At 68.7% G+C, this 14,981-nt stretch carries 14 protein-coding genes; 2 read left to right on the forward strand and 12 right to left on the reverse strand.

What is annotated here, in order from left to right:
* Window positions 1–105: 105 nt before the first annotated feature.
* The 12 genes from D5S19_RS31605 to D5S19_RS06490 all read right to left on the reverse strand — a co-directional run bounded on the left by D5S19_RS31605 (window position 106) and on the right by D5S19_RS06490 (window position 12,509).
* Entirely contained in the window at window positions 106–795 is a 690-nt protein-coding gene (locus tag D5S19_RS31605; RefSeq protein WP_147397348.1) for a hypothetical protein, read from the reverse strand.
* Between the two features lie 82 nt (window positions 796–877).
* Complete coding sequence (locus D5S19_RS06440) at window positions 878–1,798, reverse strand: hypothetical protein (RefSeq protein WP_120022394.1); 921 nt, start codon at window positions 1,796–1,798, stop codon at window positions 878–880.
* A 175-nt stretch (window positions 1,799–1,973) separates the two neighbouring features.
* Complete coding sequence (locus D5S19_RS06445; RefSeq protein WP_120022395.1) at window positions 1,974–3,407, reverse strand: MBOAT family O-acyltransferase; 1,434 nt, start codon at window positions 3,405–3,407, stop codon at window positions 1,974–1,976.
* 156 nt (window positions 3,408–3,563) lie between these two features.
* Window positions 3,564–4,520 (reverse strand): 23S rRNA (guanosine(2251)-2'-O)-methyltransferase RlmB, encoded by a 957-nt coding sequence (rlmB, locus tag D5S19_RS06450; RefSeq protein ID WP_098512874.1) that lies wholly within the window; start codon window positions 4,518–4,520, stop codon window positions 3,564–3,566.
* 31 nt (window positions 4,521–4,551) lie between these two features.
* Entirely contained in the window at window positions 4,552–5,940 is a 1,389-nt protein-coding gene (gene cysS, locus D5S19_RS06455; protein ID WP_120022396.1) for a cysteine--tRNA ligase, read from the reverse strand.
* Between the two features lie 42 nt (window positions 5,941–5,982).
* Window positions 5,983–6,669, reverse strand: coding sequence for an HAD family hydrolase (locus tag D5S19_RS06460; RefSeq protein WP_120022397.1), 687 nt, complete (start codon window positions 6,667–6,669; stop codon window positions 5,983–5,985).
* A gap of 28 nt (window positions 6,670–6,697) precedes the next feature.
* Window positions 6,698–7,093, reverse strand: a complete 396-nt coding sequence (locus D5S19_RS06465; protein ID WP_120022398.1) for a PPOX class F420-dependent oxidoreductase — start codon at window positions 7,091–7,093, stop codon at window positions 6,698–6,700.
* Between the two features lie 27 nt (window positions 7,094–7,120).
* A complete protein-coding gene (locus D5S19_RS06470) occupies window positions 7,121–8,602 on the reverse strand; it encodes an ABC transporter substrate-binding protein (RefSeq protein WP_120022399.1) in 1,482 nt (493 codons plus the stop codon).
* Window positions 8,599–10,596, reverse strand: a complete 1,998-nt coding sequence (locus D5S19_RS06475) for a hypothetical protein (protein ID WP_120022400.1) — start codon at window positions 10,594–10,596, stop codon at window positions 8,599–8,601. Before D5S19_RS06475 ends, D5S19_RS06470 begins: the two co-directional genes overlap by 4 nt.
* Before the next feature lie 147 nt (window positions 10,597–10,743).
* The gene (gene ispF / locus D5S19_RS06480; RefSeq protein ID WP_120022414.1) at window positions 10,744–11,238 is read right to left on the reverse strand and encodes a 2-C-methyl-D-erythritol 2,4-cyclodiphosphate synthase; all 495 of its coding nucleotides are present in this window, start codon (window positions 11,236–11,238) and stop codon (window positions 10,744–10,746) included.
* A gap of 5 nt (window positions 11,239–11,243) precedes the next feature.
* Window positions 11,244–11,903, reverse strand: a complete 660-nt coding sequence (locus tag D5S19_RS06485; protein ID WP_325050227.1) for an IspD/TarI family cytidylyltransferase — start codon at window positions 11,901–11,903, stop codon at window positions 11,244–11,246.
* Between the two features lie 114 nt (window positions 11,904–12,017).
* Entirely contained in the window at window positions 12,018–12,509 is a 492-nt protein-coding gene (locus D5S19_RS06490; RefSeq protein WP_009084200.1) for a CarD family transcriptional regulator, read from the reverse strand.
* Window positions 12,510–12,793: 284 nt separating this feature from the next.
* On the opposite strand from D5S19_RS06490, the gene D5S19_RS06495 reads away from it, so the two are divergent.
* Window positions 12,794–13,405 carry a copper chaperone PCu(A)C gene (locus D5S19_RS06495; RefSeq protein WP_120022416.1) on the forward strand — a complete coding sequence of 204 codons (612 nt, stop codon included), beginning with the start codon at window positions 12,794–12,796 and terminating at the stop codon, window positions 13,403–13,405.
* Between the two features lie 46 nt (window positions 13,406–13,451).
* A complete protein-coding gene (gene radA, locus D5S19_RS06500; protein WP_120022401.1) occupies window positions 13,452–14,813 on the forward strand; it encodes a DNA repair protein RadA in 1,362 nt (453 codons plus the stop codon).
* Window positions 14,814–14,981: the final 168 nt, after the last annotated feature.

Consider the following 14,981-nt stretch of genomic DNA (forward strand, 5'->3'; position numbering starts at 1 on the left):
CCTGTGGCGGAGGTCTCGACAGTCTTCGGTCATTTCATCTGCTGGGGACATGGAAACTTGCGGAGTGGAACCGGGTTTTGAAGAGCGGTTCCTGCCCCGTCTTGCTCAGTAAGTCTCCCAGCCGGGGCCGGAAAACGCCCGATAGCCGGGATCGGCTGTTCCGCTCAACTCTGCGAGCAGTCGCATGTGGACGGGTGTTTCGGCACCGTTGATGTGACGAACATGAATCCGGAAATCTCCCGATTTTCGGACTTGGTGTACATATTCGACGAGTATGTTCGGAACCCATCCGAGATCAATTTCGTCCTGCTGGAGAACCAAAATTGCGCGTGGATTCACCGGGTTGTCCGGCTCGTCTCTGAGGAAGAGTCTCGAACCTGGTTGCAGGCTGCCCAGGACAGCGTCTCGACGGCCTTCATCAGGCATCCGATGGCGTATGCCGGCGACCAGGAAGCAGCCGGTGGTCGAGCCGTCCGGAGCTACGGATGGCTCGGGGACCAGGTGGATGGTGTCCCCGGCGAGCCGCCCCTCGGTACGTGCGATCTGCTCCCACGTTGACGCTGTGTCGTCCAGATCAAGGCTACGTAGGTACTGTGAGTAGTCAGGTCGCCTCGGGCTCATGGCGCGCTGTGCGAACAGTGGGAACAGCGCCTCGGCCTCGTACACACTGTCAAGCCGGGCGAAGCCGATGAAAGGCCGGAAGCCCGAGACATGTGAAGCGCGCCTGAGATACCGAAATCGATGCCGGGTGCCGTCGAACTCCAGTAGCCCGACGGCATCGACGGCTCGGGTCACAGGATGCTGCCAACCGACCGCCATCCTGCGGACGACTGGGTCTCGGGTTGTGCTCGTCCGCGAGTCAGCGGCCGACACGAAGTCAACACTCATTGAGCAGCCTCTCCCGGTTGAGCCGAAGTACCTCCATGGCAAAGGTACGCGCAGGGTCCGACATTCCAGGGATTCTCGAGACGACGTTCACTAGAAGGTTGGTGTCAACATTGTGGAGGCGATCCATCCAGTAGCCGCGGGTGGCGGGACCAGCCATCCTGAGCCCCTCGGCCGCGAGCGCAACCAACGTGACTGGTCCAGGTGGCGTACTGTGCTCGAACCGCCACGCTGTGCCGCGTTTCACCCAATGCACGACGCGGCCTCCGCGGAGCTTTTGCTCGCGGTCTGCGTCGCGGAGGTTGTAGCCCAGGCTGCTGGCGTGGTCGTAGGCGCCGCAAAGCATGTCGGGTTGGACCGGGTCAGCCGGTCGCAGGATAGCCCAGTTCTCATCGTGGCGGTCGCGGTTGGCGATGAGTGCGTCCAGTAACAGATATCCGACGAACACGTCGAAAGCGTGGAACGTCGGAGGAAGGGCTGACGCGGGCGGAGGTGCGCATCCCGCGAGGGCCAGGCGAATGTTCGAGAGGCTGTGCCCGGGACGTCCGTCAACGCGGGCGGCTCCGACTTGGTAGCCCGGTACAACGCCCGGCATAAGGAGCATTCCGGCGAACAGCTGCAGCGGCCTTGGCGCAAGGTCCAGGGAGATCAAGCCGCGTTCGCCTTTGTGCATGGCGAGTTCGACGCGAGCGCAGGGCACGGCGAGGAGGCGCCCGACTTCGGCGGAGATCTTCTCGGACCAGTCTTCGCCCTGATCGCCCCACTCGTGCCTGGTGATGGGCTTGAACAGCCAACGGCGGGGTTCCTGATGTGAATCCGGTTCCTCCAGCCAGGTTTTCGGCTCGTCACCGCGAGGTTCAATGGACGCGACCGGCCACTTGGACACGTCGACAACCTGATACTCATCGGTCATGCGCGACACCGCACAGGAGTAGAGATCCTCACCACTCGACAAATACCGTCCTGCTGGCGAAGCGTTGCCGCGTCAGCGATTCCGTGTTGTCGGCTGCCTGCCGAACTGGACTCTATGAGATCATGGCCGCGCTGGCGAACGTCGCGGTGGGGGCCGATCCGCGATATGCATGTACTCAGAACTGGTAGTAAAGGAACGGGCTGAACGTCCCCGTGGCCACCAGAATCCCCGCATAGACCAGCCCGGCCGTCATCACCCCGATGCGCAGCGCGGTCGCCGCGCGGCTGCGGGAGGATTCGAGGAGTGGGCCGGTCACCGGGTTGGCGGGGAGGGCGAACACGGCGAGTGCGGCGAGCAGGATGACCAGGCGCTGGTTCGTCAGGGCACTGTCCACGACGTCGCCGAGGCCGTTGAAGTCCGGGATCAGCATGTGGCCGATCATGGCCAAAGCGTGGCCCAGGTCGGTGGCGCGGAAGAAGACCCAGCCGATCACCACGAGGATCAGGGTGACCGCGCGGCGGGCCATACGGGCTGCCGGGTTCGCTGGGGGGCCGCCGGCGTTGAAGCGGCGTTCGAGTACCAGGAGGGCGCCGTGGTAGCAGCCCCAGATCAGGAATGTCCATTGTGCGCCGTGCCAGAAGCCGGTCAGGACGAAGACGATGCACAGGTTTCGGTAGGTTTTGCCGGCGCCGGCGCGGTTTCCGCCCAGTGGGATGTAGACGTAGTCGCGGAACCAGCGGGACAGGGACATGTGCCAGCGGCGCCAGAACTCGGTGATGGTCACCGACGAGTACGGGCGGGCGAAGTTTTCCGGGAGCCGGAAGCCGAGCATGCGGCCTAGGCCGATCGCCATGTCGGAGTAGCCGGAGAAGTCGAAGAACAGCTGCAGGGTGTACCCGATCGCGCCGAGCCAGGCGGTCGCGAACGTCATCTGGCTGGACGGGGTGGCGAAGCAGGCCTCGACCATCGGGCTGAGCGAGTCGGCGACGATCGCCTTCTTGCACAGTCCCAGTGCGAATCGCGGGAAACCGGCGGCGATGTCGTCGAGCCGGTGGGAACGGTGCTGGGGCAGCTGGTCGGCGATCTCCCGGTAGCGCACGATCGGGCCGGCCACCAGCTGCGGGAACATCGCGATGTAGGCGGCGAACGACACGGGGTTGCGCAGCGCCCGCCGTTCGCCGCGGTAGATGTCCACTACGTAGGAAATGTGGTGGAAGGTGTAGAACGAGATCCCGATCGGCACCACGATGTTCGCCACGCCGACATCGCCGCCGAACCAGTGCGCGACGGCCGCGATCTGCTGGGTGGCGAAGCCGGCGTACTTCCAGATCACGAGCACCAGCACGTCGAGGGTGATGACGCCGATCAGGATCCGCTTGCGGCGGGTGCCACGCAGATCCCACGGACTGGGTTCGAGCGCGGGCCCGGCGAAGAAGTTCACCGTCATGCAGAGCAGCAGCAGGAACAGGTACGGCCCGGCGCCGATCGTGTAGAACAGCAGGCTCGCCACCGCGACGATGCCGTTGCGCCAGCTGCGCGGGCAGACCAGCACCGCGACCAGTACCGCGGGCAGGAAGTACCACAGGAACAGCGGCGAAACGAACGACATCGGTGACGGACCCCCTCGGTTCCGGAGGAGACCTTAGCCCGAGTCGATGCCACGGCGGGGCGATGCCCGAAGGATCACACTCCGAATCACTGAGGGTGACCAGGCCCCGCCGAGACCGCATCGCTGCTCGGCCCGTCCGGACCGAGCAGCGCAGGATCAAACCCGCCCAGCCGCGCGACGACGGCGGGCCACTTCGGCGAGCAGCACGCCGGCGGCGACGGAGGCGTTCAGCGACTCCACACCGGCGGCCATCGGGATCGAAACGGTCGCGTCGCAGGTCTCGCGGACCAGCCGGGACAGCCCGCGGCCCTCCGAGCCCAGCACGATCACCAGCGGCTCCGAAGCCAGATCGAGGCCGTCGATGTCCACCGTGCCGTCTGCGTCGAGGCCGACGATCATCAAGCCCTCCGACGCCCACGCACGCAGCTGGCGCGTGAGGTTCGTCGCGACCGCGATGGGCAGCTTCGCCGCGGTACCGGCGCTGGTCCGCCACGCCACCGCGGTCATCCCCGCGCTGCGGCGTTCGGGCAGCAGCACGCCCTGCGCGCCGAAGGCGGCGGCGGAGCGGATCACCGCGCCCAGGTTGCGCGGGTCGGTCACCCCGTCCAAGGCGACGAACAGCGGCGTGTTCCCGGAGTCCCGCGCGGTCTCCATCAGATCGTCCGGATGCGCGTACTCGAACGGTGGTACCTGCAGGCCGAGGCCCTGGTGCATGGCCCGGTTCGTCTTGCGGTCCAGCTCTTCGCGGGGGATCTCCAGGATCGAGATGCCCTTGTCCCCGGCGAGCCGCACGGCCTCGTTCACGCGGTCGTCGATGTCGATGTTCAGCGCGACGTACAGCGCGGTACCCGGCACGTCCGCACGCAGCGCTTCGACCACCGGGTTACGGCCGGCGATCAGCTCCGGCCGGTCGGCCTTCTTCTGCCGGGCCTGATCCCGCGTCCGCGCCGCGTTCGCCGCCCGGTGGGCCTTGTGGCCGGGCCGGTCCTCGGCCTTCGGCGTCGGGCCCTTGCCCTCGAGCGCCTTGCGCCGCTGCCCGCCGGAACCGACGACGGCGCCCTTCTTCGTGCCGCTCTTGCGAACGGCACCCCGGCGCTGTGAGTTGCCTGCCATCAGTCCTCAATCCTCTGCCACCGCAAGGAGGTCAGGAGTTCCTGACCGTCCACTGCGGACCGTTCGGGGTGTCTTCGACCGCGACGCCCGCATCGGTGAGGCGGTCGCGGGCGGCGTCCGCGCGGGCGAAGTCCTTCGCCGCGCGGGCTTCCTGGCGCTCGGCCAGCAGGCCTTCCACCAGCCGGCCCAGCGCGGTGCGGACCGGGGCGTCGGAACCGCCGCCCTCGGCCCAGCGGGCCGACAGCGGGTCGAGACCGAGCACGCCGGTCATCCCGCGCACCGCACCCGCCAGCTCCAGCGCCTTCGTGGTGTCGCCACCGTCGAAGGCGGCGTTACCGTCTCGCACGGTGTTGTGCACCACGGCGAACGCGGCGGGCGTGGCCAGGTCATCGTCCAGTGCGGCGGCGAACTCCGAGGGCACCGCGCCGAGCGGCACCTCGCTCCCGGCGGCCGCGCGCCGCAGGAACGCCTCGATCCGCCGGTAACCCTGTGCCGCTTCGGCCACCGCGCCGTCGGAGTACTCGACGGTGGACCGGTAGTGCGGCTGAACAAGGTAGTAGCGCAGCTCCGGCGCCCGGTAGCGCTCCAGCATCGCCGGAATCGACACGGTGTTGCCCAGCGACTTCGACATCTTCTCGCCGGACATCGTCACCCACGCGTTGTGCAGCCAGTACCGCGCGAAGCCGTCGCCGGCCGCGTTGGACTGCGCGCGCTCGTTCTCGTGGTGGGGGAACACCAGGTCGACGCCGCCGCCGTGGATGTCGAACTCGGCGCCGAGATAGGTCGTCGCCATCGCCGAGCATTCCAGGTGCCAGCCCGGCCTGCCGTCACCCCACGGCGTCGGCCACGACGGCTCGCCCGGCTTCGCGCTCTTCCACAGCGTGAAGTCGCGCGAGTCGCGCTTGCCCCGGGTCGGCGTCTCGCCCTGCTGCACCTCGTCGAGCTGCTGGCCGGACAGCTGCCCGTACGCGGGGAAGGACTTCACGGAGAAGTAGACGTCGCCGTCTGCGGCGTAGGCATGCCCGCTGTCGATCAGCCGCTGCATCAGCTGAACCATCTGGGTCATGTGCCCGGTCGCACGCGGGGTTACCGACGGCGGCAGGCAGCCGAGGCCCGCGTACGCCTGCTCGAACGCCCGCTCGTGCGTGGCACCCCACTCCCACCACGGACGGCCCGCGTCGGCGGCCTTGGCGAGGATCTTGTCGTCGATGTCGGTGACGTTGCGGACCAGCAGTACGTCCAGTCCACTGTGGAGCAGCCAGCGGCGCAGCACGTCGTAGTTCAGCATGCCGCGTACGTGCCCTATGTGGGGGACGCCTTGCACCGTGGCACCACACACGTAGATGGACGCCGTTCCACTGTGGGCAGGAGAAAACTCCCGCTGAGCACGGGCCGCGGTGTCATAGAGGTGCAGAGCCACATACAAAGAGTACGGGGTCGGTGTGGGCGACGTCGCAGGACGTCAGAGCAGACCGTGTGCCCGTAAGGCTGCCAGCAGCGCGTCCGGCCGCTCCGAGGTGGGCCACGGGTCGACGAGCGCGAACTCGCAGCCGAGCGCGCGGGCGCCGCCGTCGGCCTCCTCGCTGTCGCCGACCATCAGTGTCTCCGCGGCGGCGACGCCGAGCCGTTCGACCGCGGCCCGGAAGATCTCCGGCTCCGGTTTCACCGCGCCGACCTCGAAGGACAGGGTGAAATCGGACACGTACGCGTCCCACCCGCGCTGGGTGAACGCGGGCCGGATGTCGAACGCGATGTTGCTCAGCACGCCGACCTTGCGCCCGCTGCCGGCCACTGCCTTGAGCGCCGCCTCGGTGTCCGGGTAGGGCGTCCACTCACCCGGCGTGATCAGCCGATGGTAGAGCGCCTCGGCCTGACTACGCTGCGGCACGCCGGAGCGGCGCAGCACCTCCAGGTACACCTTCCGGTGCAGGTCGGGGTCGCGGTCACGGTGGTGCCAGGCGTACTGGTGCTCCTCGTCCAGCTCGACCACCTGGCCCACCGGCGCGGTCATCCGGCGCATCAGCTCGGTCTGCGCCTCGAGATCGAGCACCGCACCATCGGCGCCACGCACGTCGGCGAGCCAGGAGGCGTCCTGCTCGAGACGGAAGAGCGTGCCGGAAAAGTCGAACAACACCGCGTTGATGGCCACGCCCCAACCCTAACCAGGAAGGCGCCCGTCAGGAGGCGTATCCGGTGATCTTCTCCGGGACCACCCGCACCACCACGCGGACCACCTCGGGCGCCTCGGTCACGAAGTCCTTGCCCCGGTACTTGCGCGACAGCTCGTCGATCAGCTCGCGGCCGCCTGCCTCGGTGACCTCCGCGCGGCCGCGGATCTCCACGTACTGGTACGGGTCCGCGGAGTCGAACACGGAGATCGAGACCCGCGGGTCACGGGCGATGTTGCGCTCCTTCAGGCGCCCCCTGGTGGTGGAGAACAGGACCGCGTCCCCGTCGCGTCTGGCCCACACCACGCTGGTCTGCGGAGAGCCGTCCTTGTTGGTGGTGGCCAGTACCGGGAAGTTGGTGCCGTCGAGCAGGGACTTGGTCGCGTCGTTGAAGATCAGTGCCATGGCACCGAGGTTAGCCGGATCGCCGGGTCAGGAGGAGGGGTCCGACAGCGCGGCGAACTCCGGGGTCGCGTTGACCCGCACCCGCAGGATCGGGATCACCTTGTTCACCGGATTGCCCTGCTCGTCGAACGAGATCGCCCCGCTCGCCCCGGGTACCGCGAGCTGGTCGTGCAGCCGGTTCTTCGCCTGCAGGACGTCCTGCGAGGTGACCGCGGTGCCGGTGCTGATCTGCGGCAGGCCCCGGATCGCCCAGACCACGGTCACCACCGCGTCGTGCGCGAGGATCGCGGTGCCGTCGTCCAGCCGCTCCTGCGGGAAGAGCACTTCGAAGCAGTCCGTGCAGTGCGGCTCCCGGAAACTGGCCACCGACGGCTTGTTGAACAGCTCCGGGTGGCTGGTCCAGGCTTGCGGGTGCGCGAGGCCCGGCCCCAGCACGGTCACGTTCGCCTCCAGGCCACGGCGCATGTCCGGACCGGGCGGACCGGTCTGTGCCAGATCGCCGGTGAGCACGGTCAGGTGCTGGTCGAGACAGCGCCGCTGGGCCAGCTGGGCGATGAACGAGGTGAGGTTCTGCTCGCGGCCGGCGAAGTAGAGCACGTCCGGATGGTCGCTGCAGATGTTCGGCATCATCTGCAGGAAGGTGTTCTCCACCCCGGTCTGGTTGGAGTCGAAGTACTCCGTCCGCCCGGCGAGCCGGTGCGTGCCGTCCACGAATTTCGCGGTGAACGCGCCGGCCAGCGTCTTCGGGTACAGGTCGCGGGGGTTCTGGTCCTGGACCAGGGTGGCGGTGCGCGCGGCCGGCTTCACGAACGCGGCCAGCGCGGTGCCGTAGGTGGAGCTGGTCGGCGACACCCGCATGAACCCGGGGATCCGGGAGAACTCCTCGGCCGCCAGATGGGAGGCGACCACCGGGATCTGATGATCGGAGAGCCGCTGTACCGCCTGCTGGGAGGTGCTCAGGCTCAGCCCGATCCCGGTCACCGCGATCACCTGATCCGGCCCGCTCCGGCCGATCAGGTCGTCCACCACCGGTTCCCACTGCTTGAGCTGGCTGCCGGGATTGGCCAGCAGCAACCGGATCTGCGGATCCTTGGCGCCCCAGGACTCCGTGGTGTTCGCCCGATGTTGCGCGAGGTAGGCGCCTTCGAGCTGATGCCGGACCCACTCGCGGGACACCTGGTCCGGCTCGACCAGCGTCATCGGCAGGAGCACCGCGATGTTCACGTACGGCTTGCCGGACCCGGTGACGGTGGTGTTCTCCTGATGGATGCGCTGCTCCACGTCTGCGAGGTCGTCGGCGAACACGTACGAACCGTCGGTGACTCCAGTGCACTCGGAGTTGTCGCCACGTTCGCGCACGCCGTCTCCGCAGGAGTGGCTGGCGTCGCTGATCGCCGGGACGACCACGAACACCGCGACCAGCACCACCGCGAGCAGCACGATCACGCCACCGCCCCACAGCCATTTGATCCAGGACGGACGTGGCGGCCGGATCCGTTCGCTGGTCATCGGTAGTACTCCGCCCGCTCGTGCAACAGCATCGATCCTCGCCCTCTGCCCTGCGCCAGGTGGTGGAAACTGCTTTCGATGGTGGAATTCAGCGTGCCGCCCGGGTCGCCGAGCGGATCGCGGGAGAGCCACAGCGAAACGACCAGCCAGGCCAGCGTGGTCTCCTGCTCCTCCGGCCATTCGCCGACGTACTGCTGGACCTGCGCGTACGGGTCCACGTCCTGCACCAGCCGGTTCGGCGCGGCGGTGATGGTGTCCAGCTGGTCCAGCCAGGACTGCGCGGCGGACAGGTCGAACTCGGCGGGCTGGGTGCCGAGCCGCGCGCTGAGATGGGTGATCACCGCGGGTACGTTGCCCAGCGCGAGATCGTGGTAGCGGGCGTCGGCCACCCGGTCCGTCCGGTCGTAGAAATCCCGGCACCGGGTGTGCACGCGGTCCCAGCTCAGCGGGTGGTCCTCGGCGCGGGCGGCCAGCTTCCGCAGCAGCAGCCTGCGCAGCCACGGATGCAGCCGGTACCGCGAGTCGTCGTCCGGATCCACCCGCAGCCACAGCTGATCGGCCAGCTGCTTGAACAGCGGGCCCTCGCCCATCGGATTGCGCAGATCGAGGATTTCCTTGTGGAACAGCATTTCCGCCTCGGCTGCGGCGCTCGCGGTGACCAGTTCCTGGCGGCTGGCGGTGGAGAAGTCCTGCAGCAGGTTCTCATACATCTCGGCGAGCAAAGTGGACTCGCTGCCGTCCGGGGCGAACACCTTGGTGTACAAGGTGTTCCGCAGCGAGTTCGGCCTGCCGGACTGGTAGTGGTCCGCGATCGCGGGCAGGATCTCCCGCACTGCGCCGGGATGTCCGTCGGTGAGGCGGGACAGGAACTTCGGCAGCCGGGAGGTCGGGTGCACGTCGTGCTCGGCCGCGATGTCGACCACGGCCGCGCCGGAGAGCGCGCCCAGCTCCAGCAGATACCAAGGGCGCCAACGGCTTTCCGGATGTTCGGCGGCCCAGTCGGCCTCCACGTCGGCGGGCCGCCGCGGCGGCGGCCAGATCAGGTCGCCGGTCCGGTGTTCCGGGTTGCGCGGGTGTTCGAGATCGGCGCCGTGGTGCGTGGTGGCCAGCGACCAGCTCTCGTTCCAGTCCGGATTCCAGGTGCGGCTGGTGGCGACCACCACGAGCGGGTCCGCCTCGTCCGGGAAGTGCCGGCGGGACTCGATCAGCGCGCGCAGGAAGGCCCGGCCGCCCGGCGCGTGCGCGTTGTCGAGCAGGATCAGGCAGTTCATCGTGCGCCGGGTGCCGGAAAGCCCGGAGTAGGCACGGCGGAGGTCGGCGAGGAAGGCGTCACAGATGATCGCGTCGACCGCGGCCCGGTCCTCGTCGTCGCCCTGGGCCTGCTTGGCGATCCCGAGCAGGAAGTCGTGCTGATCGCCGGGCCCGGTCGGCATCGTCTTGACCTTGCCGACCAGCCGCCGCCGGTCGTACCAGCTCAGCCCGCGCAACAGCAGGTCGGTCGCCTCTTTCCAGCCGGGCAGCTGGTTGCCCGAGGTGACCCCGCCGACCAGGTCGACGACGTCCCCGATGGCCTCCTTGTTGCGTTCCAGCGGCTGGTTCTGCGCGATCAGCTCCTTGAGCTTGCGCATCGCGGTCCGCCGGTCGCTCACCTCCACCGGGGAACCGAGCACCAGCATGCACAGCCAGAGCCGGGGAAAGGCGATCCGGCCGAATTGCGGCCAGTGCCTGCCGAGCTCGAAGGCGAGATGCCCGAGCAGTTCCCGCGGCTGGATGTGCTCCCAGTCGCGGCGTTCGAAATCGACGAGTGCGTGCGGCAGATCCGCGCAGCGCTCGCTCAGCTCGTCCAGCAGCGCGGTCTTTCCCGACCCGCGCACGCCGAGCCCCACGACCACCGGCAGTGGTCTGCTCCGTCCCTCTGGACGGGACAGCAGTTCCTCGGCCAGCCTGCCGGTGATCGGCCGTACTCCGGACAATCGATGCGCATCGGTGGGCATCGTCCCCCTTCGCCCCAGTGCGGCCCCAGAATCCGGCCGCGCGAAACCTCGCCAAATGACTATAGAGAAGCGCGCGCCACAATGCAGAATGAAACGAGGAATTCTGCAAGAACTCCTGGCCTGTGCCCGAAAAAAGGGTGGCGAGTGTCAGCCGGCAACCGCCGGATGGCGGAATTGCCCGTCGCGAATCAGTAACGCGGTCGCCACGGCCGCGACACCCTCGCCGCGGCCGGTCAGGCCGAGCCCGTCGGTGGTGGTGCCCGCCACGCTGACCGGCCCGCCGACGGCCTCGCCGAGCACCTGCTGCGCCTCGTCACGGCGCTTCCCGATCCGCGGCCGGTTGCCGATGACCTGCACGGTCGCGTTGGCCACCTGCCACCCTTCGGCCGCGAGCAACGCGCGGACCTCGGCCAGCATGTCCGTGCCGTGCGCGCCGTCCATCCGCGGGTCTCCGGTGCCGAACACCGCGCCGAGATCGCCGAGCCCCGCCGCGGAGAGCAGCGCGTCGCACAGCGCGTGCGCGGCCACGTCGCCGTCGGAATGCCCGGCACAGCCGTCCACTCCCGGCCAGTGCAGCCCGGCGAGCCAGCATTCACGGCCGGGTTCGATCGGGTGGACGTCGACTCCGTTGCCTACGCGCAGGTCGTTCACAGTGGGTCCTCCCGATCGCCGCCGGCCACCAGAGCCTCGGCCAGTGTGCGCTCGAAGGCGCTCGCGACGCGCATCGCGTCCGGATCGCCGGGGACGGTGGCCGCGCCCGCCGTGTCGGCGACGCCGGGGTTCGCCGCGCCGGCCAGTGCGGACCGGAACGCGGTGGGGGAGAACCCGATCGGCGTTTGCGCGCTCCGCAGGCCCGTACGGTCGACGGTGGCGGTGATGACACCGTCCGGATCGGTGGTCTTCACCGTGTCGGACATCGGCAGCACCGGGACGACCAGTTCGGCGCCTTCCCGCAGGGCGGCCACTACCTGCCGGAAGGTCCGCTGTGGCGCGAAGGCGCGGAGCGCGTCGTGCACCAGTATGGCGCAATCCGGGGAAAGCAGCGGTGCGATTTCCGCGAATGCGTCCCGGAGAGAAATCGCGGTGACCATTCGGCACCGGCTGGAATGCGGTAGTACCGCGGAAAAAGCTTGCGCACACCGCGGGGGAACGACCACGGCCACCAGATCGATCTCGGGTGTGCCGAGTAATTCCCGCACGGTGTGCGCGAGTAGTGCTTCACCCTGTACCGTCGCGAGCGCGAACTCGGGATCGGCCGGATGGTGTGCGACAGTCACGAACGCGACGCAACGCAGTGGATTCTTCATCGAGTCGCGATCGTAGGGGAACCGGTTGCCACCATGGAATACACCACGCTGGAATACGCCGCAGTGGATCGTGCCGCCGACGGGATACCCGCCGCGAACCGGTGGAGCCCGGGGTCAGACCGTCGCGGTTTCCAGAACTTCGTCGAGCAGTGTCTCCGCCTTGCCCTCGTCGGTGCCTTCCGCCAGCGCCAGCTCACTGACCAGAATCTGCCGCGCTTTCGCCAGCATCCGCTTCTCGCCGGCTGAGAGCCCGCGGTCCTTCTCACGCCGCCAGAGGTCGCGCACCACTTCGGCCACCTTGTTCACATCGCCGGAGGCGAGTTTCTCCAGGTTGGCCTTGTACCGACGAGACCAGTTCGTGGGCTCCTCGGTGTGCGGTGCCCGAAGCACGTCGAAAACCTTGTCCAGTCCTTCTTGCCCGACGACATCGCGCACGCCGACGATCTCGGCGTTGTCTGCGGGCACGCGAACCGTGAGATCACCCTGCGCGACCTTGAGGACGAGGTACTTCTTCTCCTCGCCCTTGATCACCCGGGTTTCAATGGCTTCGATGAGTGCGGCACCGTGGTGCGGGTAGACGACGGTCTCTCCGACCTTGAAAACCATGTGTCCTCTGCCCCTTTCGCTGAGTCCATCCTAGCACGGTCCGTCGGCGGCCACCTAGCGGCCGGGGCCGTCACCGCAGGTCAGCGGCCTGAGTCGGGCTTGACAAACGCGTTTGCCCCGTGCTCATGCAGGTGAGGTACGAGGCGGTGATCGGCGCCCGCAAATCCTTTGTGGACGGTTGCGCCCGGTGTGCGGGACGCCGGGCACCCCCTCGGTTCCGCGCGCGGGAAGCCGCCCGGCTAGTCTTCGTCGGGACGAGTGCCGTGAGATGGAAGGACTCCGACGTGAGGCTGCAGAATCGTCGCGTGCTCGGCGCAGGCGTGTCGGCGCTCGGCGCCGCACTCGTGCTCGCCGGTTGCGGGGCAGGCCAGATCACCCAGACCGACACGCAGCAGCCCGCGGTCAACGGCACGTACGCGCAGGCGCAGACGCTGGTGCTGCGCAATGCCGCGGTCCGGTACCAGGCGACGGGCGTCGGCTACTCGGCAGGCGATGCCGCGCCGCTCACGCTGACCGTCGTCAACCAGGGGCAGCGTGACGACAAGCTGGTCTCGGTGACCTCGGCGGGCACCACCTCGCCCGCGACCGTCACCGGGGACACCGCGATCGTCGCCGGGCACTCGCTGGTGATCGGGCCTCCGGACGCGGTGGAGTCGACCAATGAGCAGAACACGCCCGGCCCCGCCGTTCCGTCGTCGCCGTCGTCCAACCCGGCGCGGCCGTCGTCTTCGTCCCCGGCCGCGGAAGCGAAGCCCGGCATCGCCAAGGTGGTGCTGCAGGGGCTCAAGCAGCCGCTGTGGCCCGGAATGACCATCCCGGTCACCTTTACCTTCCAGAATGCCGGCCCGATCGTGGTCGACCTGCCGGTGGCCGCGCCGGCGCACGTGCGTTCCTGACTCGCGCCTGCGCGGTTTTGTCGGTGCTCGCCGATAGCCTCGCGGGGTGGTGAAGAAGGCCAGCACCGTTCACCGGTGCGCGGAGTGCGGGTACGAGACGGCGAAGTGGGTCGGGCGCTGCCCGGAATGCCAGGCGTGGGGAACCCTTGAAGAACGTGGCGCGGCCAAGCCGGCGATCGCCCGGGTCGCTGCCGGTGCGCCCAGTGCGCCCGCCCGTCCGATCGCGGAAGTCGACATCGAGACGTCCCGGGCGAAGTGCACCGGCGTGGCCGAACTGGACCGGGTGCTCGGCGGCGGGCTGGTACCGGGTGCGGTGGTGCTGCTCGCCGGGGAACCCGGGGTCGGCAAGTCGACTTTGCTGCTCGAAGTGGCCTATCAGTGGGCGGTCACCGCCGGGCGGTCGCTGTACGTCACCGGTGAGGAGTCGGCCGGGCAGGTCCGGCTGCGGGCCGAGCGCACCGGCAATGTGCACGGGGAGATGTTCCTCGCCGCGGAGAGCGACCTGTCCGCGATCCTCGGGCACGTGGACGCGGTCAAGCCGGGGGTGCTGATCGTCGATTCGGTGCAGACCATGGCGTCGCCGCAGGTGGAGGGCTCACCTGGCGGGGTGACGCAGGTCCGCGCGGTCACCGCGGGGCTGGTCGCGCTGGCCAAGGAGCGCGGGCTGCCGGTCGTGCTGGTGGGGCACGTCACCAAGGACGGGTCGGTGGCCGGTCCGCGCGTGCTGGAGCACCTGGTCGACGTGGTCCTGCAGTTCGAGGGGGACAAACACTCCACCCTGCGCATGGTGCGCGGGATCAAGAACCGGTTCGGCGCGGCGGACGAGATCGGCTGCTTCGAGCTGACCGAGGAAGGCATCGTCGGGGTGCCCGATCCGTCCGGGCTGTTCCTCAGCCGTACCGCCGAACCGGTGCCCGGCACCGCGGTCACAGTCTCGGTGGAGGGCAAACGCCCGTTGCTCGGCGAGGTGCAGGCGCTGGTGTCGAGCAGCGGGATGCCCCAGCCCCGGCGCGCGGTGAGCGGCCTCGATTCGGCGCGGGTGGCGATGGTGCTCGCGGTGATGGAGAAGCGCGGCCGGATGAAGGTCGGCGACAAGGACGTCTACGTCGCGACGGTGGGCGGCATGAAGATCACCGAGCCGGGCATCGACCTGGCGCTGGTCCTCGCTCTCACCTCGTCCCTGCACGAGGTGGCGCTGTCGCCGCGGCTGGTCGCCGTCGGTGAGGTCGGCCTCGCGGGGGAGATCCGCCGGGTTCCGAATGTCGGCAGGCGGCTGTCCGAGGCCGCCCGGCTCGGCTTCACGCACGCACTGGTCCCGCCGGACTCGGGCAAGATCCCGGACGGAATCCGGGTACTGGAGGTCCCGGATGTGGCGAGCGCACTGAACGCAGCCAACCACGCGAGGTAGGTCTGCGCCAGGTCCAAGGCTGTGAAGGCCACCTTCACAGCCTCAGCGTCCAGGGTGTCGGCAAAGTTGGTCGGGGGCCCGGCAGTGGGCGATGCGGAGGTGTGTGCGACCACCTCGTGGCGTGCGCCGGACCGGTTTCGGGTCTGTGAAGGGACCCTTCACAGACTC

Source organism: Amycolatopsis panacis (genome assembly GCF_003600245.1).
Taxonomy (GTDB): Bacteria; Actinomycetota; Actinomycetes; order Mycobacteriales; family Pseudonocardiaceae; genus Amycolatopsis; species Amycolatopsis sulphurea.

Excerpts from the sequence above, each read along its gene's own strand:
- D5S19_RS06440 (WP_120022394.1), bottom strand. The coding sequence starts at position 1,798 with ATGACCGATGAGTATCAGGTTGTCGACGTGTCCAAGTGGCCGGTCGCG.
- D5S19_RS06445 (WP_120022395.1), bottom strand. The coding sequence starts at position 3,407 with ATGTCGTTCGTTTCGCCGCTGTTCCTGTGGTACTTCCTGCCCGCGGTA.
- rlmB (WP_098512874.1), bottom strand. The coding sequence starts at position 4,520 with ATGGCAGGCAACTCACAGCGCCGGGGTGCCGTTCGCAAGAGCGGCACG.
- D5S19_RS06465 (WP_120022398.1), bottom strand. The coding sequence starts at position 7,093 with ATGGCACTGATCTTCAACGACGCGACCAAGTCCCTGCTCGACGGCACC.
- D5S19_RS06470 (WP_120022399.1), bottom strand. The coding sequence starts at position 8,602 with ATGACCAGCGAACGGATCCGGCCGCCACGTCCGTCCTGGATCAAATGG.
- D5S19_RS06475 (WP_120022400.1), bottom strand. The coding sequence starts at position 10,596 with ATGCCCACCGATGCGCATCGATTGTCCGGAGTACGGCCGATCACCGGC.
- D5S19_RS06485 (WP_325050227.1), bottom strand. The coding sequence starts at position 11,903 with ATGAAGAATCCACTGCGTTGCGTCGCGTTCGTGACTGTCGCACACCAT.
- D5S19_RS06490 (WP_009084200.1), bottom strand. The coding sequence starts at position 12,509 with ATGGTTTTCAAGGTCGGAGAGACCGTCGTCTACCCGCACCACGGTGCC.